The following is a 25560-nucleotide window of genomic DNA, read 5'->3' as shown; positions in this document are numbered from 1 at the left end:
TCCTTGTAAGTAAATAAGTAACTGCGTGAGTGAAACAAAGAATGCTGTCTCGTCAGGTTCCTCCCCAAGCCTTATCGCGCCTGAGCCTGCTCCTGGAAGACGGTGTCAATCGAAATCGGGTTGAGATGATCGAGATAGTTGCTCATGGTCTTGAGCGCTACACCGATCAGGATTTCCATCAGGACAATCTCGTCATATCCTGCTGCGAAGAATTTTTGCTTGGCGACCTCGCCGACAAAGCCACGCTCATTGACCAGCTCGCGTGTCAGCCCGACCAATGCATCCAGACCGCTATGCGTTAAAGCCGTGCGATTGCGCACCGACTGGATGATCTCCGCATCGACGCGCATGCCGGCCAGCGTGGTGGAATGCGCCGCGATGCAGTAAAGGCATTTGTTCTCGACCGATGCCGTCAGCAAAACCAGTTGCCGCTCGCGCACTGTGAGCACCGTGGTTTCCCATGCGGCGTCCAGCGCCAGATAGCCGTTGAGCATTGCCGGCGAATTGCCGAGCGTGGCCATCAGGTTAGAAATCGATCCCAGCCGCTTTTTTACGAACGCCATGCTTGCTCTGGCGTCGTCGGGCACGGATTCGATGGTGAGCGGTTTCAAGGTTTTCATGGAGAAACTCCGGATTGATACTGTTGCGTCATCAGGGATGCCGGATGGCGTAGACAGGAGAATGAAGCAAAGGCGCTTGTTTGATTAGATGGAAATATGTGGAATTTCTTTTCCATTTATGAAAATATCGCGACATGGCGGATCTCAACGACATTGCGATATTTGTGAAGGTGGCTCAGTTCGAGAGCTTCAGCAGGGCTGCGCACGCACTGGGTATGCCGGTGTCGACGGTCAGCCGCCGTATCTCCGAGCTGGAGTTGCAACTGGGCGTCACCCTGCTGCAACGAACCACGCGCAAGCTGACCCTGACGGTGCAGGGTCGGGACTACTTCCATCAATGCCAGGAGCCGCTCAACATCCTCGCTGACGCCGAGCGCGTGTTGACACAAACGCAGAAGAAGCCGGAAGGCCTCTTGCGTGTCACGGTTCCCGTGGTATTGCGGGAAGAAGCGTTTTTGAACTTCGTGTCGGATTTTCTGAAGAACTATCCGCGCATCAAGATCGATCTGTTCATCACGAATGAATTCGTCAACTTCGTCGCGCAGAACATTGATGTGGGTATACGTTTTGGCGAGCTGGAAGACTCAAGCCTGATCGCAAAAAAATTGGGCACCAACATCCGCTATCTGGTGGCGACGCCGGCTTACCTGGAAGGCCGGCCGCTTCCCGCAAAACCAGAAGACCTGCGCGCGCATCAGTGCGTATTGATGAATGGAAAAAACAACGAGGCGAAATGGAATCTCGCCAGCGGCAAGAAGCAGGTGTCGGTACACGTTTCCGGTGCGATCTCCAGCCGCGACTTCAACAGCGTGAGCCAATTCACTTATAACGGCCACGGCATCGGCTTGCTGCCCTTCAATTATTGCGATGACATGCTGGCCGACGGCCGCTTGCAGCGCGTCTTGCCTAAATGGAGCTCACCGAAGATTCCGGTCCATGCGCTGTACCCGACACGCAAGTTTTTGCCGGCCAAGCTGCGCGTTTTTCTCGACGCGCTGGATGCCTGGCAAAGTCCGTTCTGGAATAAATGAATTGAATATGCCGGTCAGGATTGACGTGCTCTCCAATTCAGCCGCGCAAACAACGATGCACCGAACAGGTTGACGATCAACCCCACCATCAGCAAGGCTGCACCGATGAAATGGATAGCCTGCAGTTCTTCACCGAAGGCCAGCCAGCCTGTGGTCAAGCCCACCAGCGGCACCAGCAAGGTAAACGGCGCCACGCGATTGACCGAGTAGCGCGCGATCAGGAAATTCCACACGGCGTAGCCAAACAAAGTCGAGGCCCATGCGATATATGCCACGGCGGCAATGGATTGCAGGCTCATCTGTTGCAGTGCTGAACCGATCACGGCTGGACCTTCCATCACCCACGACAAAGCGAACATCGGCAATGGCGGTACCAGGCTAGCCCACACCACGAAGGCCAGTTGATTCATCGGACCATAACGGCCCACGGTACGGCTGACGATATTGCCGCATGCCCACATGGCGGCCGCAGCAATCGTCAACAGAAAACCCAACAAAGGCATCGATGTGCCATGTGCGCTGCCGATCAGCGTCAGGCCGCCGGCTGCCAGCAAGAGGCCGGCCAGTTGATTGGCGTGCCACTTTTCACGCAGCCATAGCACGGTCAACAAGAGCGTAAAGAAGGATTGCGACTGCAAGACCAGTGACGCCAATCCCGACGGCATGCCGACATGAATCGCGCTGAACAGAAACGCGAACTGACCGACCGACATGGTCAGTCCGAAGGCCAGATAGAGACGCAACGGCACCTTGGGCGGACGCAAAAACAGCAGCGCCGGAAACGCCGCCAGGATGAAACGCAAGCTCCCCAGCAGCATCGGTGGCACGCCGGCCAGACCGACTTTGATGATGGCAAAGTTGACGCCCCAGACCAAAATGACAAGCAGTACGAGAGCCAGGTGAGCGGGACGCATGGGATGGGCTTGCATGGGCGCCTTAGGATGAATGCCGAAAATGAAGGTGAAGCGGGCATTCTACAAAAAACTTCCCGCTTCTGCCGCGCGACGATATCGTCGCCAGTTCGGCAAGGCATCCATCATACGATCACACTCCCCGTCGGCAAGACGCCGTACAGACAAGCTACGGACAAAATCGGCCACATCAGCAACAAATCAGGACGAGGTATTAAGCGGCGTCCGCCAAAGCCTGCGCCATCGCGCGTATCGCCAACGGATAACCGGCAGCCCCCAATCCACAGATCACACCGGTCGCCGCCAACGAGATCAGCGAATGGCGATGGGTTTCTTCGCGTCGGTGGATGTTGGTGATATGCAGTTCGATCACAGGCGTGCGCAGCAGCTTGACGGCATCCAGCACCGGTATCGACGAGAAAGAAAAACCCGCTGGGTTGATGATCACACCGGCATCCCGCTCGTAGGCTTCGTGCAACCAGTCCACCATGACACCCTCGTGATTGGTCTGACGGAATTCGCATTCCAGATCCAGCTCGCGCGCCGTCGCCAACGTGCGCTGCTGGATTTCCGCCAGCGTGGTGGTGCCATAAATGTGCGGCTCACGTTTGCCGAGCATGTTGAGATTGGCGCCGTTGAGTACATAAACCAGCTTGGTCATGAAATACGATCCTTCAGAGATGTGGTGCGTGTGCGTTAAATAAGACGGGGTCAGGTGGCGCGATGATGGCCCGCATCTGCGGACAGACCGTGACCGGCATGTACATCGTCCACTTGCGAGACGGAGTCCACGCGGTTCATGTCGATACCTTTGGTTTCCGGACCAATCAGGATCATTGCCAGCGAGAGCAGATTCAGCGCGACGCATACCCCCACCACGCCCCATGGAGAACCGTGAAATACGCTGAGCAGCCAGACCGCCACTACCGGCATCGGCCCACCCGTCAACAGGTTTGCGCCGGTGTAAGCCAATGCCGAACCTGAGTAGCGCACGTTGGTCGGGAACGCTTCCGCAAACGCTACCGGCTGAATGCCGCTCTGAAACTGCGTGAAGCCGAGAAACAATCCCATGATGATCAGCATCGGCACAAAGCTCTTGGTATCGAGGATGGCGAAGTACACGAACAGAATCAGCAAGGTCGCTGTCGATCCCAGTGCCAGCGCTTTTTTGCGGCCGATCTTGTCACTCAGAATGCCGCCGCCAAGTGCGCCGAAGATTGCGCAGACATTGGCGCCCATGAGCAACAGGAAGCCGGTTTGCTTGGGTACTTCCAATGTCTTGGTGATGTAGCTGAGAGAGAAGACGACGATCAGGTAAAAAATCGCTGCCGGGCCGCAGAAAAAAAACATCAGGCGCAGCACCGTCTTGTAGTGAAACCTGACGGCATCCTTCAGCGGACTGCCGGCTTGCGCCGTGGCGGTGCGCTTGAGTTCGACGAAAGCCGGCGTCTCATTAACCTTGAGGCGGATATAAATGCCGACGATCACGAGAATAAAACTCAGCACAAATGGAATGCGCCAGCCGTAACTGTCGAAAGCATCCGCAGACAACAGCGAGGCCAGCAGCAACAACACTCCGTTGGCCATGATCTGACTCAGCGGTGAACATAATCCGAGCAGCCCGGAGTATTTGCCGCGACGATCGGCAGAGGCATGTTCCAGCGCCATCAGTTGCGCACCGGTGGATTCACCACCCAATGCGAAGCCTTGAATGATCCGCAGCAGCACCAGAAGAATCGGCGCCCATACCCCGATCTGCGCATAGGTAGGCAGCAGCCCCATCAGCACCGACGCCAGCCCCATGATGGTGACGGTGCCTAGCATCAGGTTGCGTCGTCCCAGCTTGTCGCCGAGATGACCGCAAATGATGGCGCCCAGCGGGCGCGCCGCAAGGCCCACGCCGAACGTCCCCAGCGACGCCAGCAAGGCGTTGGTCGGATCCATGGACGGGAAATACAGCTTGGGCAGCACGGTCGCCGACACGGCGCCGTACAGCGTGAAATCAAACCACTCGAGCGCGGTGCCGATCGTGGCGGCGGTCACTGCACGCGGCCCCATCGCGGCATGTGGCGCATGCGAGGCGGCGTTGACTCCTGTATCCATTGTTGTCTCCTGTAAGAATGTGCTGCGGACTGATGGTCCGCTAGTCGATTAATTTCTGCACTGATCACCGCGTTCCCTGACCCGTATCTTCCAGACGAAAAGGCAGGTCGGTAGTGACGTTCAGCATGCGCTGCTTGTTTGTTTTCAGAATCCTGGCACTGCTGGCGTAGAATCATATCAACGCATGTAGAACGTGATTCCAGACTGGAATTTCGTTTCACAATATGAATTAAAAGAACACCTCTGCATGCGTCCACGACGCAACTACAGACCAACTACAGAATGATGGAGACGCATGAACGGCGTGCTGGAACGAACCCTGGCGATTCTCGAATACCTGGCGGCCCAGGCTGAAGCAACGCCGCTGGCCTTGCTGGCGGATGAACTGGAAATACCTCGCAGCGCCTGTCACCGGCTGCTGACAGATCTGGTGCGCTGCGGTTATGTACGGCAGGTACGCGAACATGGCGACTACGTCCTGACGACCAAACTTGTTGGTCTCGGACTGAGCTTTCTGGCGACCTCGGGCATCGTCGATATTGCACAGACGACGCTAGATCGCCTGGCTGACTTGTCGGGAGAATTGGTGCGTTTGGCCATCGTCGACGGTGACAGATTGACCTGGGTTGCAAAAGCGCAGGGTGCACGCAAGGGGCTGCGCTACGATCCTGACATGGGCATGGACACCATCCTGTCGTGCTCCGCCACCGGGCATGCGTGGATGCTGACCATGTCAGACGAGCGTGCGCTGGAACTGGTATCACGCCAGGGATTCGGCAAACCCAAGGACTTCGGCCCGAATGCGCCGACCACGGTCAAAGCCTTGCTGGGTTTTCTGGAAGCCGGAAGAAAGCGCGGCTACGCCATGATCAACGAAGTGTTCGCGCCGGGCATGACGGCCATGGCGGCCCCGATCCAGCGCAAGGGTTATCCGACCATCGGCGTCATCAGCATTGCGGGGCCGCTGATGCGTTTGAGCGAAAAGCGCATGCAAGAACTTGGCCCGGCGTTGCTGGCAGCCGCAACAGAACTGGCTGCGGCAAGCAATAGTTCACCAATGTTCAGCAGAAGCACAGGTTAATAATCCGAGAAGACACTTATAACTGATCGATGGTCGCGGCTACCGCCGTCAAACAAGCCAACGCCTGGTCGATCAGGACGTTCAGGGCGGCTTTCTCATCATTGCCTTCGCCACAAGCGTTGACGATCAACGGCGCACTCAGACACAGACGCAACGCCCATGCCGGAGACGATGCCGGGCCGGCGCATTGCACCGGCTGGCCCAGCAGATACATGCGGCCGTCAGCTTGCACCGTGCTCTGCAAAGTCCGGTACAAACTTTCCACTTCACTGCGCTCCAGCATCTTGCGATCTGGAGCCGGTCTACAGGGAATGAAGGCGTGGATGGTTGCAGGTTTATTTGACGCTGCGGCGCCGTTATCAAGCGCTCTGAAATGCGGATCAGAAGACAATCTTTGTTGTATCGTTTCTGCACATGCCGTCACGACACGATGCACTTCTTCCGCCGGCACGCGCAGAAAGTCTTGCATCTCTTGCAGCGCCGCTTCCCAACGCAACAGCAAACCCATGTTGGGAACACGCGTGAGTTCATTGGCGCCCGGCCAGTGTGCCGGCCACTCTGCGCTGCTGGAATAAGACCGCAACAAGGCCGGCATAGCCCGCGCCTGCATCGCTTGCGCTATTTCTGCAGGAATCAATAACGCGCCGCAAAACGAAGGGGCGGCAAAAAACTTCGAGCCGGTGATCGCGACCATGCAGCCAAGCTGCAGATAGGCATGCAGAGCTGCGGTATCGATGCGGAACTGACAGGCATCGATCAGCACCGTCAATTGGGCGCCCCAGCGATTTTTCATTCTGGCGATGGCATCCATACTCGGCGCAGCGAGACCGGTTTTCGAGACATCCACGGCAACCAGCAAGGCCGGCAATCCCTGCTCCAGCACGCGGTTTGCGGCCAGCTCGAAATCGGCGTCGACTTGTGCAGCGGGACGGGCGCTGCCATCGGGTGCGCGCAGATCGACGTGGATCATGGTCGGCCCGGCGGCGGCTCGTGCAGGCGGCACGTCACCGGTGGCGGTGCGAGAAGAGAACGGCTGGCCGCACAATGCCGCTGCAACGCCACTGCCGCTCTCTTCACACTGGATCATGATGGCGTGCAGCGAAGCCTCATGTAGCGTTTGTGCGAGACTCGCGGCGATCAGATGTGCGTCGGTGCCGGAGGCGGAAAAGATCATCTCCACCGCCATCTGCGACGACAAATCCCAGAGTGAGAGAAAGCGTGTGCGCAGTTGCTGCAACTCGTGCGCATAGACCTGTTCAGGAAAGCTGGTGGATAACGATTCCGACAACCGATGCCGAAACGATTCCAACGCATCATAGGTGGACGCGGAAACATGCGACGCTGTGGAGGAACTGAAATCAATACAGTCCGCGACCGGATAGGGACGGCATCCGTATTTATTGAATGCCTTGCCGTCGAGCAGACGGATTCTATCGTCTCCGCCTTGCAGTAACAAGGTGGAGACTGGCGACAAGTTATCCCGCTTGATTGGGGCTGCTGGCATCGGTGTTACCGGACGGTTTGGTCGAATCCTTGGCTGAATCTTTCGCCTTGTGCAGCATGCTTTGGAAAGCAGCGAACACGTTGCGCATGTTGTCCTGCTTGTACGGGAACATGTCCACCGGATCCATCGCGTGTACGATCATGCCGGTATCGACTTCAAAGATCAGCAGACGGCCATCCTTGGTTTCGGCGCAATCAAGACCGTAATAATCCAGCGGGAAGCTGCGGTTCAACACATCGAAAGCGGCCTGATGGCGCTCGACAAAATCCTGATCGAAGTTGCGCATGACGGCGGCTTCTTCATCGCGCTTGAAGCTATTCTCGCCGGTCATGTTGGCGTTGAGATAGTGCACCATCCAGTTTTCAGAGATGGCCATGTGGCACAGGAACGGACGGCCTTCGATCAGCACGATGCGGTATTTGCGGAACAGGCCGTCGGCGCTGCTGTAATCGACAAAACGGGAGATGAAAAATTCGTCGACCTCATGCGCTTCCAGATAGACACCGATGTCGGCTGGCGTGAGCAGCTTTTCCAGGCCTTTGCCGGCGTGCGAACCAATTGGACGAATGATCAGCGGGAACTCGCCGTCCGACAAGAAGTTGGTCAGTTCAACGGCGCCGTTCTGCAGCTCTTCCAGATCGTAACGATCGATGCGTGCCGTCAGTGGAATCGACAGCTCGGGCTTGTCTTGCAGCAGTTCGCCGACGCGATCTCGCGACAGATCCAGAGACGGTTTCGGATGATTGAGCAGCCGAGTGTCCCAGCCCTCGACAGCCTCACACAACTCCTCCAGCAAGTCGCGCGTCATGTCGGATTCACCAACGGCCACGAACAGCACATCGTGCGGCGGCAATTCGGTCGGGAGGTCGCCATAAGGCTTGACGTACAAGACGTCGAGCGCCACGTCGGAACCGGTGAGCATGAACTCCAGCGGCGTGTTCGCCATGAAGTCGCCGGTGACCATCAGCGCCAAAAGGCGCAGACCGACTTTGCCATTAGCTGCGGTCGGCAGATGATAAAGCTGCTGCATCTCAATCGCGTCGAGCTGCGTCGCGGCGGCAACTTCGTCATTGCCACGGATGTACAGGATCGTCGACAAGTCCATCATGGCCTTGTGATCGTCCGGTGCCGACTGCAAATGCTGAAGCAGCGTATTGCCGATCGGCCCCAGGTCAACGTCGAAATAGGCGGCGGTCAGCAACTTTGCCAGCCCAATCAGATAAGGAGAATCCGGGTCGAACTGTGGCGTGAGGTCTTGCAGGGAGGGTTGGATGTTCTGGCTCATAGTGTGTGCGCAGCAAGGATACCCGGGCTCAGTCGCGCAATGGCGGCCAGCAGTTTATCCATATCCGCGGTCGTACTCCGGTGGTTGAAGAGGGCGGCGCGAATGACGAGATGGCCGTTAACTTTGGTAGACGACGGCGCGGCAGCACCGGATTCCTGAATCGCGATCAGCAACTCACGATTGATGGCGTCGGCAACTGCATTGGAAACATCCTCCGGACAGCGCAGCCGGAAACAGACAATGTTCAGGTTGACCGGCGCCATCATTTCCAGCGTCGGATCGGCGTTGATGCGTTGTTCGAGATAGCGCGCGAGTTCGCAGCTATGATCGATCACCTGCGCCAATTTGGCCGCACCGTAGACCTTGATCGTGAACCAGGTCTTGAGCGCGCGGAAGCTGCGCGACAAATCCGGTCCGAGGTCGCAGGGCCAGGGTGAGCCAGCGGCAATGCCGCGCGTGTCGCGTGCGAGGTAAGTCTTTTGCTCGTCGTCGAAAGTACTGAGGTGCAGCTCGCCGTCGCGTGCCAGCAGGAAGCCGGCGTCATAAGGTACTTGCAGCCACTTGTGGAAATCCATGGCGATGGTGTCGGCCAGCTCTATGCCCTTGAGTTTCTTGCTTTGCACAGGCGACAGCATGGCCATCGCGCCGAATGCGCCGTCGACGTGGAAATGCAACTGCTCGCGCCGCGCCAATGCGGCAATGGCGTCGAGGTCGTCAATCGCACCGATGTCGACCGAGCCCGCCGTACCGACCACAAGGAAAGGCTGCAGTCCGGCAGCGCGATCGGCAGCGATAGATTGCTGCAGCACCGCGAGGTTCATGGTGCCGTCCGCCAGAATCGGGATCTTGCGCAGGTGCTTGCGGCCAAGACCGGCGATATCCATCGCCTGCTCGATACAGCCGTGGGCAGCGGCCGAGGTGTAGGCCACCACATTATTGCTGGTCTGGGTACCGTCGTCGCGCACTTCGACACCGAAGGCACGGCGCCGTGCGATCAGCACGCCGATCAGGTTGGCCGCCGAAGTGCCGGTAACGAACAAACCGCTGGTGCCTTCGGGGAAGCCGAACAGCTCGGCCATCCAGCGCACGATCTGGCGTTCGACTTCGACGGGAATCTGATTGCGGCCGCCGAGATTGGCGTTCAGGCCGGCAGCCAGCATCTCTGCCAGCATGCCGACCGGCGTGCCGCCGCCATGGACCCAGCCCATGAAACCGGGATGGGCGTTGCCGACGGCGTAGGGAAGAATGCCTTCCATGAAAACTTGATGGACGCTGTCGAGCGAACTGCCTTGCGCGGGCAGACGCTCGCTGAAAGGCAGACGCGCGGCCTCCGGGATCGGCTGCCAGACCGGGCGCTCGCTGACGTTCTCCAGGTAGTCGAACATGTCGTCCAGCATTTTATGCCCCTGCTGCCGGAGTTCGCTCCAGTTTGCAGGATCCAATGAGGAGATCGACTCCGGTACTGCCATAAGCCCTCCGTGGCCTGGTGCTCCGGGTTGAAGAGCGCCCGGGATTAAATCGTGTTCGTGCTGCCTCCTTCCATGCCGGCTGTACTAACAGTGCCGACAGCCGAAGTGCCTCGGCCAGAGGGAGAAACAGGGAGGTAAATCATATCACGCGGTCAAGAGGGCAAATCTCGCGTGTGAGGGGCGTTTCGATGGCTTTTCAAAGGAAGGGATCGCTGCGGTAGCGGCAATGCCTTCCGGCCGCAATGCCTGGATGTGGTATGACGATCATCAGCATGCAACACCGCCAGGATGGCAGACCACTACGCCATTTTTAACTCCTCAGCGCCGCGTTTAGAGAGAGCGGGTAATGCCGCCATCGATGCGAATGTTTTGTCCGGTGATGTAGGCGGCATCGTCCGACGACAGGTGCGACACCAGCGCCGCAATTTCAGCGACCTTGCCGTAACGGCCCATGGGGATTTGTTCCTTGATGCCCGGCTTTTCCGGCAGGCTGTCGATGAAGCCCGGCAGGACATTGTTCATGCGGATATTCTCTGCAGCGTACTTGTCGGCGAACAGTTTGGTGTAAGCCGCCAGCCCCGCACGGAACACGCTCGACGTGGGGAACGATTGCGACGGTTCCACCGCCGAGAAACTGGAAATATTGATGATCGTACCGCCGCCCTGCTTTTGCATCAGCGGCGTAACCAGACGCGCGGTGCGCACCACGTTCATCAGATAGACCTCCATGCCGAGCAGCCATTCTTCGTCAGTCAGCTCCAGCACTTTGCCTTTCGGACCGTGACCTGCGCTGTTGACCAGCACGTCGATACGGCCCCAGCGCACAACGCAGGCATCCACCGCTTTTTGCAAATCGTCTTGCGAACGGTTGGTGCCGGTGATGCCGACGCCGCCCAGGCTGTTGGCGAGCGCTTCGCCCTTGCCGGATGAGGACAGGATGGCGATGCCAAAGCCGTCGGCGGCGAGTTTCTGTGCGACGCCGGCGCCCATGCCGCTACCGCCGCCAATCACCAGCGCGACCTTGGTGGGAGATGTTGTGTTCGCTGTGTTCGCTTTGTTCGCTTTGTTCATCTGTTGCTCCGTCTTCGTGGAATGCGCTTGATGCGCCGGACTTAATCGAAGGCGAAAGCCTACACGAATGCCCGGAGGTTTGCCGGACGCCATCTTTTTCCGCCGTAGTCCGGCCGCGACTGTCCACGATTGCTTTCAGCTCGCGTATTGACGTCGTTATTTTTTCACAACACTTTCACCACGATTGCCACCCAGCAAACCCTGAAGCCCATACGCAACAGCATGTTTCTCTTGGTATCGCAGATGCAAATGGTTATGATTCTTATTTAATTACATCTATAAAGAATTCTTTTACGGGTCTTCCGCATCCAAAAAGTTGAAAGCCGGAAGCACCACTCGCCTTCTCTACCCATCGACATGACCATGATTCCATTTACCCTTCCTCGCACCGTCGCCACACCCAGCCGCTGCGCCGTCGCCATTGCAACCGCATTGTTTTCCTTGTCCGGCGCGTCGTATGCGCAACAGGCAGCACCGGAGAACGGCAATTCGCTGGAAACCATTCAAGTCAGCGGTGACTGGCTGGGCAGCAATACGCTTGAGACAAGCGTGAAAACATTCCCGGGTGCGCGCACCGTCGTCAAAAAGACGGAGATTGAAAGCACCGGCGCCGTCAACATCGGTGATGTGATGCGCCGCATTCCCGGTGTGCAGGCGACCGACAACTCCGGTACGGCCGGTAGCGCCATTTCGCTCAATATCGGTGTGCGCGGTCTGACCGGACGCTATTCGCCCCGATCGACGATTTTGCTGGACGGTCTGCCGATGTCAGTCGCTCCTTACGGCCAGCCGCAGATTTCGTTTGCACCAGTAAGCCTCAATAACATCGAAGCAATTGACGTCGTACGTGGAGGCGGCGCCGTCCGTTACGGCCCGCAAAATGTCGGCGGCATCATCAACTTCAAGACACGCTCGATCCCGACCACGCCGGGTCTCACCAGTGACGCCAGCGTGCGTTACAACAGCTACAGCCAAGGCGGCTCCAGCACCCAGTACAGCGCATTTGCAGGCACTCAACTGGACAATGGTCTGGGCCTCGCCATGTTGTATTCGGGAACGGAAGGATCGGGGTGGCGCGACAACAGCAATGAACGCCTCAACGATTTCGCATTGAAGTTCCGTTTTGAAATCGACCCGAGCTCGGAAATCTACGGCAAGGTGTCCTACTACGACGTCCTCTCGCGTACACCCGGCGGACTGACAGTCGCGCAATACAATGCCAACCCGTTCCAGAACACACGCAAGCACGACTTCTGGTCGGGCAATCGCAAGGCCGTTGATTTCGGCTACCTGAATACGATTTCAGATACCAAGGAATTTGAAATCCGTACTTACTTTGTCGAGAGCTTCCGCCAAAGCGTGTTGATCGGCAGCTCTACCACCAACTATCAGCACCAGCCGCGTGATTACCAGACCACCGGTATCGAACCGCGCTATACACAACGCTTCTTCACCGGCAAGGTCGCCAACGACGTCACTGTCGGCTACCGCTACATCGGCGAACGCGGCACCGACAAGACCTACAACGAGTCGATCGCAACTGGTGTCAACGGTGCAGTCTCGTCATTCAAGAACAGTACCGATGCACATGCGGTCTATATCGACGACAAGATCTCCATTGGTGCATGGCGCATCACGCCGGGCATGCGCTACGAGCACATCAATTCCACACGCATTGATTCAGCCACCAACGGCAAATTCGAAGTCACCAACAACAAGCCGCTGCCATCGATAAACGTGGCTTATCTGTATTCGCCGGAACTGACACTGTTCACCAACTACAACACCTCTTTCGGCGTAGTGCAAAACACCCAGCTCAACTCACTGTCGGCCAACAACCCGTTGTCACCTGAACTGGCAAAAACCGTCGAAGCCGGTGCGCGCTGGAAGGGCAACAATCTCTCCGCTGAAGTCACGGTCTTTGATATTCGTTTCGACAACCAGATCTCGCAAATCCCCGGCTCCAATCCGGCGCTGTTCCAGAACATCGGCAAGACTCAGCACGACGGTGTTGAAACGTCGATCGATTACAGCTTCGACAAGGACGGTGCATTACGCGGTCTGAATGTGTATGCGACTTATGCTTACACGCGGGCTCTGCAACGATCCGGTGCGACCACGGGCCTTGATGTGCCGTTCTACTCCCGTCAGACCGACACGATCGGGACACGTTACGAAACTGGTCCTTGGGCATTCAATCTGTCGACTACGCATCAAAGCCGCCAGTTCATGGATGTCGCCAATACCATTACGGAAAGTGCCGACGGCAGCGTCGGCGAGATCCCCGGCTTCCGTACCTGGAATGCGCAAGTCAGCTGGAAGATGCCGAATGCCAAGGGCTTTGACGTCCTGGCAGGTGTCAATAACCTGACCGACCGCCGCTACTACACGCGCAACATCGACGGCAATGCAGGCCGCATGGTCGGCGCGCCACGCACAATCTACGTACAAGGCCGCTACGCATTCTGATCATTTAATTGATTATCTGAAGCACACCGAAGTACGCAAGATCCTTGCGTACTTCCGATTACATCAACCTACACCCCGGTCGGCCTGAAACTCTTCGCCAGTTGATTCAGCATGAATTCCGGCGCCAGCCGGCTCATCAGCTTGAGTACATTGCTCAGCCCCGGACGAATCTCCAGTTTCCCTGCTTCGATGCCTTTGATCGCATGTTCGGCGAGCACTTTGACGTCCATTGCTTTCATGTCTTTCACCTCTTCCTTGAACTCCTCGCGGAACAAGGGCGTCTCCGTACCCGGCGGCGCGAGTTCGATCACGGTGACGCTGCTGCCGCGCAATTGCACGCGCAAGGCTTGCGAATAGGAATGCAGAGCAGCCTTGGTGGCGCTGTACACCGGTGAAGACACGAACGGTATGAAGGCCAGGCCTGATGAGACATTGATGATGGCGGCATCCTTCTGCATTTTTAAATGCGGCAGAAATTGCTGCACCATGCGTAGCGGCCCGCTGAGGTTGATATCGATCTCGCGCGTAATGTCGGCGACATCATGACGCGCATCGTTGAGATCGAGATTGCGCATGATGCCGGCGTTGTTGATCAGGACATCCAACGCAGGGAACTGTGACGTCACCTGTGCGTGCAAGGCGGCGATCGCAGCAACATCACTGACATCGCTGCGAATGATGTGCACTTGCGGCAGCATGCTTTTTGCCCCGTGCAGCTTGTCGACGTCACGACCGGTGATGATCACCGTATTGCCCAGTGCAATCAAACGGCGCGTCAACTCAAAGCCGATGCCGCTGCTGCCACCGGTGATGAGGATGGTTTTATTCTTTAATTTCATGATTGCTCCTGAGTGTGAGTCCATGGATGATCGGTGAATGATCTGCAAGTTTCGCTTGCCAGAAAACCCGCTGAAACCCAGTATATGGACTACACTCTCTTTTAGAAAGTAGGCACTATCAAGTGCGAGAGTTACCTGAAAGAGAGTAATGGGAGAGCAAGCCAAATGAAGATCGCACCACCTACCAAAGAGCAAATTGCCAGGGCGCACTACTACACCACGCAAACGCCGCCGAAAGAAATCGATCCACGTCTGGAAGCGCTCGTCACCGAGGTGATCGGCCGCGTCGCCGACAAGTGGACCATGCTGATTCTGGAAGTGTTGTCGGAACACGGCGAGTCGCGTTTCACACGCATCGGTGAACTGGTCGGCAGCATCAGCCAGAAGATGTTGACGCAAACCCTGCGCCAGATGGAGCGCGACGGCTTGCTGATTCGCACCGTGCATCCGGTGGTGCCACCGCGCGTCGAATACAAACTGACCGAGCTAGGTATGAGCCTCGGCGCGGCATTTTGCGGTGTATGGATTTGGGCAGCGGAAAACTTGCAGAGCATCGAACAGGCGCGCCGCGAGTTCGATCAGAGAGCGGACAACAAGACCGCAAAGTAAATGTAGAAATGAAAACGCCCTGCATTCCTTTTATGAAATGCAGAGCGAGAGACAAGATGAAAATCAGCGACGGCATTCAAGCCGTCGCCATCAAATCAACGCCAGCCGCGATGCCAGCCATATTGCGGATGACGCCAACCCCAGCCATAGTGCGCGTGATATTCCCAGGCATAGCCCGGACCCGGCGATGCATACGTCGGCTGCACATACACTACACCCGGTGGTGCTGCGTAAGCGGGCTCGACATAAGCCGGACGCACGGACGGCGGGGTTACCACGCAACCGCTGACGGCAACCACGGCGGCGGCGGCCGACAACAGGCCGGCGATCCTGATCATTCTGGTATTCATTTTTTTGCTCCTCGTTATGAAATCGGATAATGATGTCAGCCTCATATCGACCGCCCGGACAAACGCCGGCCGCAACAAGGCTGTTACCCTCTTAACGGAAAGAGGCCGCAAAATGAAGACTGTAAAGTTGTATTAATCTGTAAGAAGATTCAGCAGTTTGTCAGACATTGCCAAGAAATAAATTTGCCATGCTGTCATCATCAAACGCTTCTCCGATTACACCGCTCAGGTCTCTGCGGCGTCCGTTGAACAGGTCAGCGCTTCCCATTGCGCCAGCTCCTGCGTGAGCTCCGCCAGCTTCTTCCTGACCAGTCCCAACGCATCGCTTCCCAACAGCAAATGCGCCGGCGGCGACGGACTATCCACCAACGTCAACATCGCCTGCGCCGCCTTGCGCGGATCGCCCGGCTGCTTGCCGCTGCGCTCGGCGCGCGTAGTACGGATGGGATCGAACAGCGCATCGTAGTCAGCAACACTGCGCGGCGAACGCACCATCGAGCGCCCCGCCCAGTCGGTACGAAACGATCCCGGCGCCACTGCAGTGACAAACACATTGAAGGCCTTGAGTTCCTTGCTCAGCGTTTCTGAAATCCCCTCCAGCGCGAACTTGCTGCCACAGTAGTACGCAATGCCCGGCATCGTAATGAAGCCGCCCATCGATGTGATGTTGATGATGTGGCCGCGCCGGCGTTGACGCATGAAGGGCACAAAGCCTTTCGTCACTGCCACCGCGCCGAACACGTTGACATCGAACTGGCGTTGCAAGGCATCCATGCCGGACTCTTCGAAGATTCCTTCGTGGCCGTAGCCCGCATTGTTGACCAGCACGTCGACCGGGCCGATGGCTGCCTCAACATCGGCCGCGATCTTTTCTGCGGCGGCAAAATCAGTGACGTCGAGAACACGTGCGAACGCGCGTCCCGGCGTTGCGGAAAACTGCGCCTCGAAATCGCTTGCGGCGGCAGCGTTGCGAACCGTGCCGATCACGCGATGACCGGCATCCATGGCAGCTTGCGACAGGGCGCGGCCGAAACCGCTGCTGACGCCAGTGATGAAAAAAGTTTTGGATGCAGACATGGCAATTCCTTTGCTGTACGTGAAAAAAGAACAAAAATCGACAAGGCCATTATCGATTTCCACGCACGCTGCGGCTGCCGGTTCTTCTCGCATGTTTGCCTGATTCTCTGAGGCATATGCAAATACAGGAAAACAATGGCACAGTAGCAGCATCACGAATTGCCGGATTCAATGACATGCCCGCAGCTCTATCACTCAGTACCCCAAAGGAAGTCCACCGCCGCATGGCTGAACGTATGGTCGAGCTGCTGGCGGCGCTGACGCCGTTGGAAGGCTATAACCTGTCGCCGCTGGCCGATGTGCGCTTCCTGCGTTCGAATCGTCCGTTGAAACGCATGCCGGTGCTGTACGAGCCGGGCATCGTGATCGTGGCGCAGGGATGCAAACGCGGCTATCTCGGTTCAGAAGTGTATTTGTACGACGCTCAGCACTATCTGGCGGTATCGGTGCCGGTGCCGTTTTCGATGGAAACCGACGCCAGCGAGAAGGAGCCGATGCTGGCGATTTACCTGCGTCTGGATTTCAAGGTCGCGGCAGAATTGATGATGCAGATCGACGAATGCGTCGGCCCCAGCGCCGCCAAACCGCGTGGGATGGTATCAACGCCGATGGAGACGGCGCTGAGCATTTCCGTGCTGCGTTTTCTGGAAGCCATGAGCAATCCGCTGGAAGCGGAAGTATTAGGACCGTCATTGAGACGCGAAATCTATTTCCGCGTGTTGACCGGCCCGCAAGGAGGATCAATGCGCGCTGCGCTGACCATGCAAGGACAGTTCGGCAAGATCTCGCGTGCCATCAGCATGATCCACCGCAGCTATGACGAAGCGCTCGGCATCGAACAACTGGCCAGGGAAGCGGGCATGAGCGTGCCGACCTTCCACGCCCATTTCAAAACGGTAACGGATACCTCGCCGCTGCAATATCTGAAATCGACGCGGTTGCATCAGGCGCGTCTGCTGATGCTGCGCAACGGCATGACGGCTGGCGCCGCCTGCGCGCAAGTGGGTTATGAAAGCGCGTCGCAGTTCAGCCGCGAATTCAAACGCCTGTTCGGCCGCACGCCGGTCGATGAAGTCGACCGCATGCGCAAGAGTTTCGCACTGCCGCCGCAGGATGACGGCACGCAGTTTGTTTCTTCACACTGATGGTGCAAACCTCAAGTGAGACAAATACTGCAGCTGTGTCCCTTGCAATTGTGCAGTACGCTGCTGCGAGCTGCACCTGCATGCGCACCCGGACCTGCCGCGCCCTGCCCCGCGAGTTGCTCGGCGCCGTTGCGCGGACGCCAGCGCTCCGTCACCTGCAAGCCGACGCGACCACCTGTCAGCAATGGTGCGGCGGTGGTATCCGTTTTACAGTAGGGGCAGGCAACCTGGCCATGCAGGGCCTGCATGTTGAGGAATTTCTCGAAGATGCCTTCGCAATGGCTGCAGCGGATATCGTATAAGGGCATGTTCTGCTCCGGTGTAAAAATTGCGTTGATGCGAGGATCGCGGACGGAGTGAGACCTCCATCCGCGACTGGACTAACGACTAAGGTTTTCGGCCCCAGTACGATTTGTCGTTCAGCATGCCCTTCGGCGTAATGTCCTGATCAAAGATCGAGGTCGGTAGCGACACCGTGCACGCGCAGTTAGGAATATCGACGATGCCGCCGATGCGTCCCTCCACCGGTGCTGCGGTCAACAGCATGTAAGCCTGGCTGCCGGTATAGCCGAAGTGCGTCAGGTAGTCGATCGCCTTCAGGCAAGCCTGGCGATAGGCGACGGTGGCGTCGAGGTAATAGTTGACGCCGTTTTCGACGCTGATGCCTTCGAAGGTCAGCCACTGCTCGTAGTGCGGCTTTACCACGCTCGGCATGAAGATCGGCGAAGTGATGTTGTACTTCGCCATACCGCCCTTGATCAGATCGAAGCCGACGTGGCTGACACCGTCCATTTCAATCGCGCCGCAGAAACCGATTTCGCCGTCGCCTTGCGAGAAGTGCAAGTCGCCCATCGAGAAACCGGCGCCCTTCACATACACCGGGAAGAAAATCCGCGTGCCGGCCGACAAGTCCTTGATGTCGGTATTGCCGCCATGTTCACGTGGCGGCACAGTACGTGCAGCGATCTTTGCCATCTCGTCGAACTTGGCGCCGGTGAGGCCGCGCAACACGGCAGTGCTTGGATCAGGCGGCTTGGCCAGACCTTTGGCAGCGAGCGGCGCTTCACGGCGATTCCACTCCGCCAACAGATCATGCGATGGCAAACACCCCATCAGACCCGGATGCGTGAGACCGGCGATGCGCACGCCGGGGATGTGGCGCGATGTCGCGTACAAACCTTTCAGATCCCAGATCGCCTTGTCGGCTTCGGGGAAATAATCCGCCAGGAAGCCGCCGCCGTTTTCCTTGGAAAACACACCTGAGAAACCGACCGGTGTCACCGGCTTGATGTCGAGCAGATCGATCACCAGCAAGTCGCCCGGCTCGGCGCCTTCGACATGGAAAGGACCGGTCAGCGGATGAGCGCGCGTGAGGTCGACGTTCTTGACGTCGGCGACGTCGTCGGTGTCCTTGATCTGGGCGTCGAGGAAGTCCAGCGATTCAATCAGGATCGCTTCGCCCGGCTTGACCGAAGACAGGAAAGGCAGGTCGGGATGCCAGCGGTTATGTCCGAGTTCAGGCTGCTCTGCCAGCGGTACGCCGGGCTTGATCTTGAAGTGTTGCATGCGACTCTCCTTCTCGTTTGGTTCATGTGGTTCGTGCGTGAAATAGGGGTTCTCGTTGCTACTGTTCGTTACAGCTGTTCGTTACGGCTATTCGTTCGGAATACCCGGCACCGGACACTCCGGCGTGCCGGCGGTCTTGCGCGTGATCGCTTCGACCTTGGCGCGTGCCGCCTGCGGGTCGTTGACCCAGGTCTTGTAGAAATCGAAGGGGCAATCGGCCACGCCGGCCGACGATTCGCCGGAGTTGATCTTGCCGGTGTAGCCGCGATGCAGCAGCTTGAACAGATGGTTCTGCGACTGCCAGTTGCGGCGTGCATCGCGGATCGCACTGACCGACAGTTCGGCATACTGGATACCCATCTCTTCGGTCTCGCATTCGCCCAATGTGCGTCCGTCGAAACCAACAATCGCCGAGTGACCGAAATAGGAATACACGCCGTCAAAGCCGGCCGCGTTGGCAACGGCGACGTAGACGTTGTTCATCCAGGCCATCGCTTTTGCGACCAGCACTTGCTGATCCTTGGCCGGATACATGTAGCCCTGGCAACGCACGATCAGTTCGGCGCCCTTCATGGCGCAGTCGCGCCAGATTTCCGGATAGTTACCGTCGTCGCAGATGATCAGGCTGATCTTCAGCCCCTTGGGCCCGTCGCAAACATAGGTCGTGTCGCCCGGATACCAACCCTCAATCGGTGTCCACGGCATGATCTTGCGGTACTTCTGCACGATCTCGCCCTGGTTGTTGATCAGGATCAGCGTGTTGTAAGGCGCCTTGTGCGGATGTTCTTCATGACGCTCGCCGGTCAGTGAGAACACGCCCCAGACGTCGGCAATACGGCAGGCTTCCGAGAACACGCGCGTCTCTTCACCGGGAATGGTGGCGGCGGTGTCGTACATTTCCTTCTCGTCGTACATGATCCCGTGCGTCGAGTACTCGGGAAAAATGACAAGATCGAGGCCGGGCAAACCCTGCTTCATGCCGATCAGCATGGCCGCGATCTTGTTGACGTTGTCCATTACCTCTGCGCGGTTATGCAGGCGCGGCATCTTGTAATTGACGACCGCCACGCCTACCGCGTCTTTACTGCTTGATATGTCTCCGTGCCTCATGGTGTTGCTCCTCCTTAAAGACTGTCGATATACAAACTAACTGCGCAGAAAATTAAACCGACAAATACTTGCTGATGGTCGGTGCATCGACGTTGTCGCGCGTGTCTTCATAGACGAAGCGGCCCTTGTCGATCACCAGAAAACGATCGGCGATCTCCAGCGTGAAACTCAACACCTGTTCCGACACGATGATAGTGAGTTCGCGAATCTTGCGGATCTCTTTCAAGCTGCGTGCGATGTCCTTGATGATGGACGGCTGGATGCCTTCGGTCGGCTCATCCAGCAGCAACACACGAGGATTGGTCGCCAGTGCGCGCGCAATCGCCAGTTGCTGTTGCTGCCCGCCCGACAGATTGCCGCCCTTTCGGCTACGCATTTCGTACAGCACCGGGAACAATGCATACAACTCGTCCGGCACCTTGCCGCGCGCATCGGCGGCGAGGCCGGTCTGGATGTTTTCCAGCACCGTCATGCCGGGAAAAATCATGCGTCCCTGCGGCACGTAAGCCACGCCGCGCGAGACGCGCTGATGGCTTTCCATGGCGCCAAGTTCGACGCCATCGATTTTGATGCTGCCGTCGCGCAGCGGGAGGATGCCCATCAGCGTCTTGAACAGCGTGGTCTTGCCCATGCCGTTGCGGCCCATGACGGCGACGATTTCTTCCTTCGCCACCGACAGGTTGATGTCGTGAATGACGGCGCTCTGGCCGTAGCCGGAGGCGAGGTGCGATACGTTAAACATGGCTGGCTCCGGGAATGAATTAGTGACCTAAATAGACGTCGATTACTTTCGGGTCAGACTGCACCTTGTCCATGCTGCCCTCGGCGAGAATTTTTCCCTGATGCAGCACGGTCACCTTGTGCGCGATGCTCTTGACGAAATCCATATCGTGTTCGATCACCACCACTGAACGGCCCTGGCTGATGCGCCCCAAGAGTTGCGCAGTCTTTTCGCGCTCGGACACGCTCATGCCGGCGACCGGTTCGTCCAGCATCAATAGCTCAGGCTCCTGCATCAGCAACATGCCGATCTCCAGCCATTGCTTCTGGCCATGCGATAACAGGTCGGCCTGGGTGTACAGATGCTGGTCGAGGAAGATTTCCGCCGCCACCGACTCAACACGTGCAACCACATCTGGTGAACGCTTGAACGTCAGCGCACCGAACACCTTGCGGCCACGCGGAAAAGACATCTCCAGGTTCTCGAATACGCTGAGGTTTTCGTAGATCGAAGGCGTCTGAAATTTGCGGCCCACACCGACGCGCACGATGGCGTGCTCGCTCATCTTGGTCAGCTCATGATTGTTGAAACGAATGCTGCCCGATGTCGCCTGCGTCTTGCCGCAGATCAGATCCAGCACGGTGGTCTTGCCGGCACCGTTGGGGCCGATGACCACACGCACTTCATTGCGCTGGACATACAGGTTGAGCTTGTCCACTGCCTTGAAGCCATCGAAGGAAACGGTGAGATCTTCAATCGCCAGCACAGGATGGTCGGTCGATTCGAATCCGATAGGTGCGTTGCTCATTTGCTGGCCTCCAGGTTGGCGCCGTCGATGGCGATATCGGTTTTGTCAGGTTTGGCAGCAGCTTTCGGTTTTACAGACTCCGGTTCGGCCGCCTTCGGCTTGCGGCTGAACTTTGCTATCAGACGTTTCCCTTGCTTTTCATATACGCCGGCCAGGCCGTTGGGGAAGTACATCACCACCGCGATGAACAGACCACCCATCAGGAACAGCCACAGCTCGGGAAAAGTTTCGGAGAAATAGGTCTTGCCGAAGTTGACCAGCAAGGTGCCGTACACCGCGCCAAGCAGCGACATGCGACCGCCGACCGCGGCGTAGATCACCATCTCGATCGATGGCACGATACCGACGAAGGACGGCGACATGAAGCCAACCTGCAAGGTGAACATCGCACCGCCGATCGCCGAGAACATCGCCGCGACACAGAACACGAATACCTTGAAACTGGCGACGTCGTAACCGGAGAAGCGCACGCGCTCTTCCTTGTCGCGCATCGCCATCAGCAGGCGGCCGAGCTTGGAGGTCAGGATGTAGCGACCAAACAGGATGCAGGCGAACAGCAAACCGGCATTGACGAAGTACAGAATCATCTTGGCGCTATCGGTGCGGATATCCCAGCCCATCAGCGTCTTCAGATCAGTGATGCCGTTGACGCCGCCGGTCAGACCTTGCTGGCCGATGATCAGGATCGACAGGATCGCCGCAATCGCTTGCGTCACGATGGAAAAGTACACGTCGCCGACACGGCGTTTGAACATCGCCATGCCAATGATCAGCGCCAGCAGAGTCGGTACCGCCAGCACCGCCAGTACGGTGAAACTGAAGCTGTGGAAGGGCTGCCACATTGTCGGCAGCGAGGTAATCTGGTTCCAGTCCATGAAGTCGGGGATGCCGGGCGTGGACTGGATCTTGGTGCTGATCGGGTCGGATGCTTCCAGCTTCAGGAACATCGCCATGCAGTAGCCGCCGACGCCGAAAAACACGCCCTGGCCGAGGCTCAGGATGCCGCCGTAACCCCAGCACAGCACCAGGCCGACGGCGACGAAAGCGTAGGACAGGTATTTGCCGACCAGGTTGAGACGGAAGATGTCCAGGCCCAGCGGAAAGATCACCAGCAACAGCACTCCCAATATCAGCAGTCCGATCAATCCGGATCTGCCGCCCAATAATTTTTCGTATGCTGCATTCATTGTCGAACCTCGCGGAGGGAATCTGTAAGACGATTTATTTACGTACGCGTGCCGAGAACAATCCCTGCGGACGCAGCATCAGGATCAGGATTACCGCCGACAACGTCAGCACCTTGGCCATTGAGCCGGTCAGGAAAAACTCTGCTGTGGATTGCGTCTGCGCAATCGAGAAGGCCGAGGCAATCGTGCCGATCAGGCTTTGCGCACCGCCGAACACCACCACCAGGAAGGTGTCGACGATGTACAGTGAGCCGCTGGTGGGGCCGGTCGAACCGATCGTGGTGAAGGCTGCACCGGCCACACCCGCCACGCCGCAACCCAAGGCGAAAGTAGTGCGGTCGACCTTGCGGGTATTGATGCCGACGGCGCCGCTCATGACACGGTTCTGCATCGTGGCGCGCACCTGCAAACCCCAGCGCGAACGGAACAGCAGGATGAAGATGCCGCCGGTCAGCAAGACCGTCAGACACATCATGAACAGACCGTTGATCGGGATATCGATGGCATCGGTCGGCTTGAACGAACCCAGCAGCCAGTCAGGCAAGGTGGCGCTGACTTCTTTGGCGCCGAAGATAGAGCGGAAAGTCTGCTGCATCGCCAGGCTCAAACCCCAGGTCGCCAGCAGCGTGTCGAGCGGGCGCTTGTAGAGGCGGCTGATCAGCAGCAGCTCAGTGAGATAGCCGAAGCCATAAGCAACGATGAAGGACAGCACCACCGCGCCGAAGAAGTAGTACGGCTGCAGGCTGGGTGCGTAAGTCGTCGTCAGATGCGACAGGAGATAAGTGATATAAGCGCCGATGGTCAGAAACTCGCCGTGCGCCATGTTGATCACGCCCATCTGCCCGAAGATGATCGCCAGGCCCAGAGCCATCAGCAGCAACACGCAAAATACCGACAGGCCGTTGAAGCCCTGCATGGCGAAGATGGCGAAAAATTCGGATAGAGAAACCATGTTGACTCCCGCCCTGGGTGGTTAAGAATTGGTGTTGAAGATTTCAGTTATTCAGCTATTCAATGACTTGGGCGGCAGCGCCCGCATGTCACTACAGACGCCGCCGCTTTGCTGCCAACAAATCAAACTGTGCAAACTACGACCACCCGACCATCTATGCCGTCGTCCCAGCGAACGCTGGGACCCAGTGGCGTCCAGCACTTGCTCACCGTGACGACGCTGGATCCTGACTTTCGTCAGGACGACGGAGAAATGATCAGCAGTGCTTATTGATACCCCTTAGGGAAAGGATTCGGTTCGATCAGGTCCGACTCATAGATGACCTTGAACTGACCATCCTTCTGCGCTTCGCCGATACGAGTCTTGCTCCACAGGTGATGGTTGGCGTGGACCTTGACGTAGCCTTCCGGAGCAGTCTTCAGCTCCAGCCCCGGCGAAGCGGCGACGACCTTGTCGACGTCGAAGCTGCCGGCCTTTTCAACCGCGGCCTTCCACAGCCATGGGCCGAGGTAAGCTGCTTGCGTCACGTCGCCGATCACCGAATTGGCGCCAAACTTGGCCTTGAACTCGGCCACGAATTTCTTGTTGTTCGGATTGTCGAGGCTTTGGAAATATTTCATGGAGGCGTAGAAGCCTTCGACGTTTTCGCCGCCGATACCAAGCATTTCATCTTCTGTCACGGAGATGGTCAGCAGGTTTTGTGTCTTGGCGGTGACGCCGGCAGCCTTCAGCTGCTTGTAGAACGCAACGTTACTGCCGCCGACCACGTCGGCAAAAATTACATCCGGTTTTTTCAGCTTGATCTTGTTGATCAGCGAGCCAAATTGAGTATTACCCAATGGGTAGTACTCTTCTCCGACCACCGAACCCTTGAGCACGTTTTCGATGTGCTTGCGGGCGATCTTGTTGGAAGTGCGCGGCCAGATGTAGTCGGAACCGATCAGGAAGAAGGTTTTGGCCTTCTTCTCTTTTGCCACCCAGTTCAGGCCGGCAAGCACTTGCTGCGTGGCTTCCTGCCCGGTATAGAAGACGTTCTTGGACTGCTCCAGACCTTCGTAGAAAGTCGGGTAGTAGAGCAGGCCGTTGTCTTTTTCGAAGACCGGCAGCACGGCCTTGCGCGAGGCCGATGTCCAGCAGCCGAAGACGGCGGCGACGTGATCGTTCTCAAGCAGCTTCTTGGCTTTTTCGGCGAAGGTCGGCCAGTCGCTGGCGCCGTCTTCCTGGATGATCTTGATCTTGCGACCGAGGATCCCGCCCATGGAGTTGATCTGATCGATCGCCAGACGCTCGGCCTGGATAGAACCGGTTTCGCTGATCGCCATAGTGCCGGTAGCCGAGTGCAGCTGACCGACGGTGACTTCGGTATCGGTGATGGCGAGCTTGGTGGTGTTGATCTTGGCGGTTGGGAACTGCTGCGCCATGGCCAGGCCCGGGAGCGCCATGGCAGCACCGGCGGCGCCTGCGACGATGCCCATCATGATCTTGCGGCGTTGGGATGAAGGCGGTTTGGAAGAGGAATGGTGCGACATGCGGTACTCCTTTCGAGCGTTATTGGTTGTTGTGCTGATCAGAAAAAGTCAGAGAACTCAGAAGGCCTCAAAACGAGTAGAAAGACCGGCCCGTTGCGATCACAAGCGCACGGCATACGAATG

The 25560-nt window shown here is 57.6% G+C and carries 24 protein-coding genes; 5 read left to right on the top strand and 19 right to left on the bottom strand.

Going from position 1 to position 25560, the window contains the following annotated elements:
* Positions 1-71: 71 nt before the first annotated feature.
* Positions 72-620, bottom strand: coding sequence for a carboxymuconolactone decarboxylase family protein (locus PQR63_RS08265; protein WP_408167259.1), 549 nt, complete (start codon positions 618-620; stop codon positions 72-74).
* A 134-nt stretch (positions 621-754) separates the two neighbouring features.
* Here PQR63_RS08265 and PQR63_RS08260 point away from each other — a divergent pair, with 134 nt between their 5' ends.
* Entirely contained in the window at positions 755-1651 is an 897-nt protein-coding gene (locus tag PQR63_RS08260; RefSeq protein ID WP_408167257.1) for a LysR family transcriptional regulator, read from the top strand.
* 14 nt (positions 1652-1665) lie between these two features.
* Here the strand turns inward: PQR63_RS08260 and PQR63_RS08255 are convergent, their stop codons facing one another.
* From PQR63_RS08255 to PQR63_RS08245, 3 genes are all read right to left on the bottom strand, one after another.
* A complete protein-coding gene (locus PQR63_RS08255) occupies positions 1666-2565 on the bottom strand; it encodes an EamA family transporter (protein ID WP_459251785.1) in 900 nt (299 codons plus the stop codon).
* Positions 2566-2776: 211 nt separating this feature from the next.
* On the bottom strand, positions 2777-3223 hold the full coding sequence (locus tag PQR63_RS08250; protein WP_408167254.1) for a type II 3-dehydroquinate dehydratase: 447 nt from the start codon (positions 3221-3223) through the stop codon (positions 2777-2779).
* A gap of 50 nt (positions 3224-3273) precedes the next feature.
* Positions 3274-4665 carry an MFS transporter gene (locus tag PQR63_RS08245; RefSeq protein ID WP_408167252.1) on the bottom strand — a complete coding sequence of 464 codons (1392 nt, stop codon included), beginning with the start codon at positions 4663-4665 and terminating at the stop codon, positions 3274-3276.
* Between the two features lie 295 nt (positions 4666-4960).
* Here PQR63_RS08245 and PQR63_RS08240 point away from each other — a divergent pair, with 295 nt between their 5' ends.
* A complete protein-coding gene (locus PQR63_RS08240) occupies positions 4961-5746 on the top strand; it encodes an IclR family transcriptional regulator (RefSeq protein ID WP_408167250.1) in 786 nt (261 codons plus the stop codon).
* 16 nt (positions 5747-5762) lie between these two features.
* Here the strand turns inward: PQR63_RS08240 and PQR63_RS08235 are convergent, their stop codons facing one another.
* The 4 genes from PQR63_RS08235 to PQR63_RS08220 form a co-directional block, all read right to left on the bottom strand.
* Entirely contained in the window at positions 5763-7250 is a 1488-nt protein-coding gene (locus PQR63_RS08235; protein ID WP_408167248.1) for a hypothetical protein, read from the bottom strand.
* Positions 7222-8535, bottom strand: coding sequence for an ATP-grasp domain-containing protein (locus PQR63_RS08230; RefSeq protein WP_408167246.1), 1314 nt, complete (start codon positions 8533-8535; stop codon positions 7222-7224). The genes PQR63_RS08235 and PQR63_RS08230 overlap by 29 nt, the downstream gene beginning before the upstream one ends.
* Positions 8532-10004: a pyridoxal phosphate-dependent decarboxylase family protein gene (locus tag PQR63_RS08225; RefSeq protein ID WP_408167243.1), complete on the bottom strand. Its 1473-nt coding sequence runs from the start codon at positions 10002-10004 to the stop codon at positions 8532-8534. The genes PQR63_RS08230 and PQR63_RS08225 overlap by 4 nt, the downstream gene beginning before the upstream one ends.
* A gap of 330 nt (positions 10005-10334) precedes the next feature.
* Positions 10335-11075, bottom strand: a complete 741-nt coding sequence (locus tag PQR63_RS08220; RefSeq protein WP_408167241.1) for an SDR family oxidoreductase — start codon at positions 11073-11075, stop codon at positions 10335-10337.
* Between the two features lie 363 nt (positions 11076-11438).
* Here PQR63_RS08220 and PQR63_RS08215 point away from each other — a divergent pair, with 363 nt between their 5' ends.
* Positions 11439-13544: a TonB-dependent receptor family protein gene (locus tag PQR63_RS08215; protein ID WP_408167239.1), complete on the top strand. Its 2106-nt coding sequence runs from the start codon at positions 11439-11441 to the stop codon at positions 13542-13544.
* A 68-nt stretch (positions 13545-13612) separates the two neighbouring features.
* On the opposite strand, the gene PQR63_RS08210 is transcribed toward PQR63_RS08215, so the two are convergent.
* A complete protein-coding gene (locus PQR63_RS08210) occupies positions 13613-14383 on the bottom strand; it encodes an SDR family oxidoreductase (protein ID WP_408167238.1) in 771 nt (256 codons plus the stop codon).
* A 165-nt stretch (positions 14384-14548) separates the two neighbouring features.
* Between PQR63_RS08210 and PQR63_RS08205 the strand changes: the two genes are divergently transcribed.
* Positions 14549-14992, top strand: coding sequence for a winged helix-turn-helix transcriptional regulator (locus PQR63_RS08205; protein WP_408167236.1), 444 nt, complete (start codon positions 14549-14551; stop codon positions 14990-14992).
* Between the two features lie 95 nt (positions 14993-15087).
* Here PQR63_RS08205 and PQR63_RS08200 read toward each other — a convergent pair whose 3' ends face one another.
* Positions 15088-15342, bottom strand: coding sequence for a hypothetical protein (locus PQR63_RS08200; RefSeq protein WP_408167233.1), 255 nt, complete (start codon positions 15340-15342; stop codon positions 15088-15090).
* Between the two features lie 225 nt (positions 15343-15567).
* Positions 15568-16419, bottom strand: a complete 852-nt coding sequence (locus PQR63_RS08195) for an oxidoreductase (protein WP_408167231.1) — start codon at positions 16417-16419, stop codon at positions 15568-15570.
* A gap of 176 nt (positions 16420-16595) precedes the next feature.
* On the opposite strand from PQR63_RS08195, the gene PQR63_RS08190 reads away from it, so the two are divergent.
* Positions 16596-17564, top strand: coding sequence for an AraC family transcriptional regulator (locus tag PQR63_RS08190; protein WP_408167230.1), 969 nt, complete (start codon positions 16596-16598; stop codon positions 17562-17564).
* Between the two features lie 11 nt (positions 17565-17575).
* Here the strand turns inward: PQR63_RS08190 and PQR63_RS08185 are convergent, their stop codons facing one another.
* From PQR63_RS08185 to urtA, 8 genes are all read right to left on the bottom strand, one after another.
* On the bottom strand, positions 17576-17872 hold the full coding sequence (locus tag PQR63_RS08185; RefSeq protein WP_408167228.1) for an FmdB family zinc ribbon protein: 297 nt from the start codon (positions 17870-17872) through the stop codon (positions 17576-17578).
* A 79-nt stretch (positions 17873-17951) separates the two neighbouring features.
* Positions 17952-19130, bottom strand: a complete 1179-nt coding sequence (gene fmdA / locus PQR63_RS08180) for a formamidase (RefSeq protein ID WP_094562159.1) — start codon at positions 19128-19130, stop codon at positions 17952-17954.
* A gap of 87 nt (positions 19131-19217) precedes the next feature.
* The gene (locus PQR63_RS08175) at positions 19218-20240 is read right to left on the bottom strand and encodes an aliphatic amidase (RefSeq protein WP_408167226.1); all 1023 of its coding nucleotides are present in this window, start codon (positions 20238-20240) and stop codon (positions 19218-19220) included.
* 52 nt (positions 20241-20292) lie between these two features.
* Positions 20293-20982: an urea ABC transporter ATP-binding subunit UrtE gene (urtE, locus tag PQR63_RS08170; protein ID WP_094562157.1), complete on the bottom strand. Its 690-nt coding sequence runs from the start codon at positions 20980-20982 to the stop codon at positions 20293-20295.
* Positions 20983-21001: 19 nt separating this feature from the next.
* Positions 21002-21769 (bottom strand): urea ABC transporter ATP-binding protein UrtD, encoded by a 768-nt coding sequence (gene urtD / locus PQR63_RS08165; protein ID WP_050476181.1) that lies wholly within the window; start codon positions 21767-21769, stop codon positions 21002-21004.
* Entirely contained in the window at positions 21766-22956 is a 1191-nt protein-coding gene (urtC, locus tag PQR63_RS08160; protein ID WP_408167224.1) for an urea ABC transporter permease subunit UrtC, read from the bottom strand. The genes urtD and urtC overlap by 4 nt, the downstream gene beginning before the upstream one ends.
* Positions 22957-22990: 34 nt before the next feature.
* The gene (gene urtB / locus PQR63_RS08155; protein WP_408167222.1) at positions 22991-23908 is read right to left on the bottom strand and encodes an urea ABC transporter permease subunit UrtB; all 918 of its coding nucleotides are present in this window, start codon (positions 23906-23908) and stop codon (positions 22991-22993) included.
* Between the two features lie 266 nt (positions 23909-24174).
* Positions 24175-25437, bottom strand: coding sequence for an urea ABC transporter substrate-binding protein (gene urtA, locus PQR63_RS08150; RefSeq protein WP_408167220.1), 1263 nt, complete (start codon positions 25435-25437; stop codon positions 24175-24177).
* Between the last annotated feature and the right edge of the window lie 123 nt (positions 25438-25560).

Source organism: Herbaspirillum rhizosphaerae (assembly GCF_046025915.1).
GTDB classification, from domain to species: Bacteria; Pseudomonadota; Gammaproteobacteria; order Burkholderiales; family Burkholderiaceae_D; genus Herbaspirillum; species Herbaspirillum rhizosphaerae_A.
The sequence above is the reverse complement of the archived record's forward strand: the minus strand, read 5'-3'. Positions and strand labels throughout refer to the sequence as shown.

Excerpts from the sequence above, each read along its gene's own strand:
- PQR63_RS08200 (WP_408167233.1), bottom strand. The coding sequence starts at position 15,342 with ATGAATACCAGAATGATCAGGATCGCCGGCCTGTTGTCGGCCGCCGCC.
- PQR63_RS08185 (WP_408167228.1), bottom strand. The coding sequence starts at position 17,872 with ATGCCCTTATACGATATCCGCTGCAGCCATTGCGAAGGCATCTTCGAG.
- urtD (WP_050476181.1), bottom strand. The coding sequence starts at position 21,769 with ATGAGCAACGCACCTATCGGATTCGAATCGACCGACCATCCTGTGCTG.
- PQR63_RS08220 (WP_408167241.1), bottom strand. The coding sequence starts at position 11,075 with ATGAACAAAGCGAACAAAGCGAACACAGCGAACACAACATCTCCCACC.
- PQR63_RS08235 (WP_408167248.1), bottom strand. The coding sequence starts at position 7,250 with ATGCCAGCAGCCCCAATCAAGCGGGATAACTTGTCGCCAGTCTCCACC.
- PQR63_RS08255 (WP_459251785.1), bottom strand. The coding sequence starts at position 2,565 with ATGCGTCCCGCTCACCTGGCTCTCGTACTGCTTGTCATTTTGGTCTGG.
- PQR63_RS08215 (WP_408167239.1), top strand. The coding sequence starts at position 11,439 with ATGATTCCATTTACCCTTCCTCGCACCGTCGCCACACCCAGCCGCTGC.
- PQR63_RS08245 (WP_408167252.1), bottom strand. The coding sequence starts at position 4,665 with ATGGATACAGGAGTCAACGCCGCCTCGCATGCGCCACATGCCGCGATG.
- PQR63_RS08175 (WP_408167226.1), bottom strand. The coding sequence starts at position 20,240 with ATGAGGCACGGAGACATATCAAGCAGTAAAGACGCGGTAGGCGTGGCG.
- urtA (WP_408167220.1), bottom strand. The coding sequence starts at position 25,437 with ATGTCGCACCATTCCTCTTCCAAACCGCCTTCATCCCAACGCCGCAAG.
- urtC (WP_408167224.1), bottom strand. The coding sequence starts at position 22,956 with ATGAATGCAGCATACGAAAAATTATTGGGCGGCAGATCCGGATTGATC.
- PQR63_RS08210 (WP_408167238.1), bottom strand. The coding sequence starts at position 14,383 with ATGAAATTAAAGAATAAAACCATCCTCATCACCGGTGGCAGCAGCGGC.
- PQR63_RS08225 (WP_408167243.1), bottom strand. The coding sequence starts at position 10,004 with ATGGCAGTACCGGAGTCGATCTCCTCATTGGATCCTGCAAACTGGAGC.
- PQR63_RS08205 (WP_408167236.1), top strand. The coding sequence starts at position 14,549 with ATGAAGATCGCACCACCTACCAAAGAGCAAATTGCCAGGGCGCACTAC.
- PQR63_RS08260 (WP_408167257.1), top strand. The coding sequence starts at position 755 with ATGGCGGATCTCAACGACATTGCGATATTTGTGAAGGTGGCTCAGTTC.
- PQR63_RS08250 (WP_408167254.1), bottom strand. The coding sequence starts at position 3,223 with ATGACCAAGCTGGTTTATGTACTCAACGGCGCCAATCTCAACATGCTC.
- PQR63_RS08190 (WP_408167230.1), top strand. The coding sequence starts at position 16,596 with ATGCCCGCAGCTCTATCACTCAGTACCCCAAAGGAAGTCCACCGCCGC.
- urtE (WP_094562157.1), bottom strand. The coding sequence starts at position 20,982 with ATGTTTAACGTATCGCACCTCGCCTCCGGCTACGGCCAGAGCGCCGTC.
- PQR63_RS08240 (WP_408167250.1), top strand. The coding sequence starts at position 4,961 with ATGAACGGCGTGCTGGAACGAACCCTGGCGATTCTCGAATACCTGGCG.
- PQR63_RS08265 (WP_408167259.1), bottom strand. The coding sequence starts at position 620 with ATGAAAACCTTGAAACCGCTCACCATCGAATCCGTGCCCGACGACGCC.
- PQR63_RS08195 (WP_408167231.1), bottom strand. The coding sequence starts at position 16,419 with ATGTCTGCATCCAAAACTTTTTTCATCACTGGCGTCAGCAGCGGTTTC.
- urtB (WP_408167222.1), bottom strand. The coding sequence starts at position 23,908 with ATGGTTTCTCTATCCGAATTTTTCGCCATCTTCGCCATGCAGGGCTTC.
- fmdA (WP_094562159.1), bottom strand. The coding sequence starts at position 19,130 with ATGCAACACTTCAAGATCAAGCCCGGCGTACCGCTGGCAGAGCAGCCT.
- PQR63_RS08230 (WP_408167246.1), bottom strand. The coding sequence starts at position 8,535 with ATGAGCCAGAACATCCAACCCTCCCTGCAAGACCTCACGCCACAGTTC.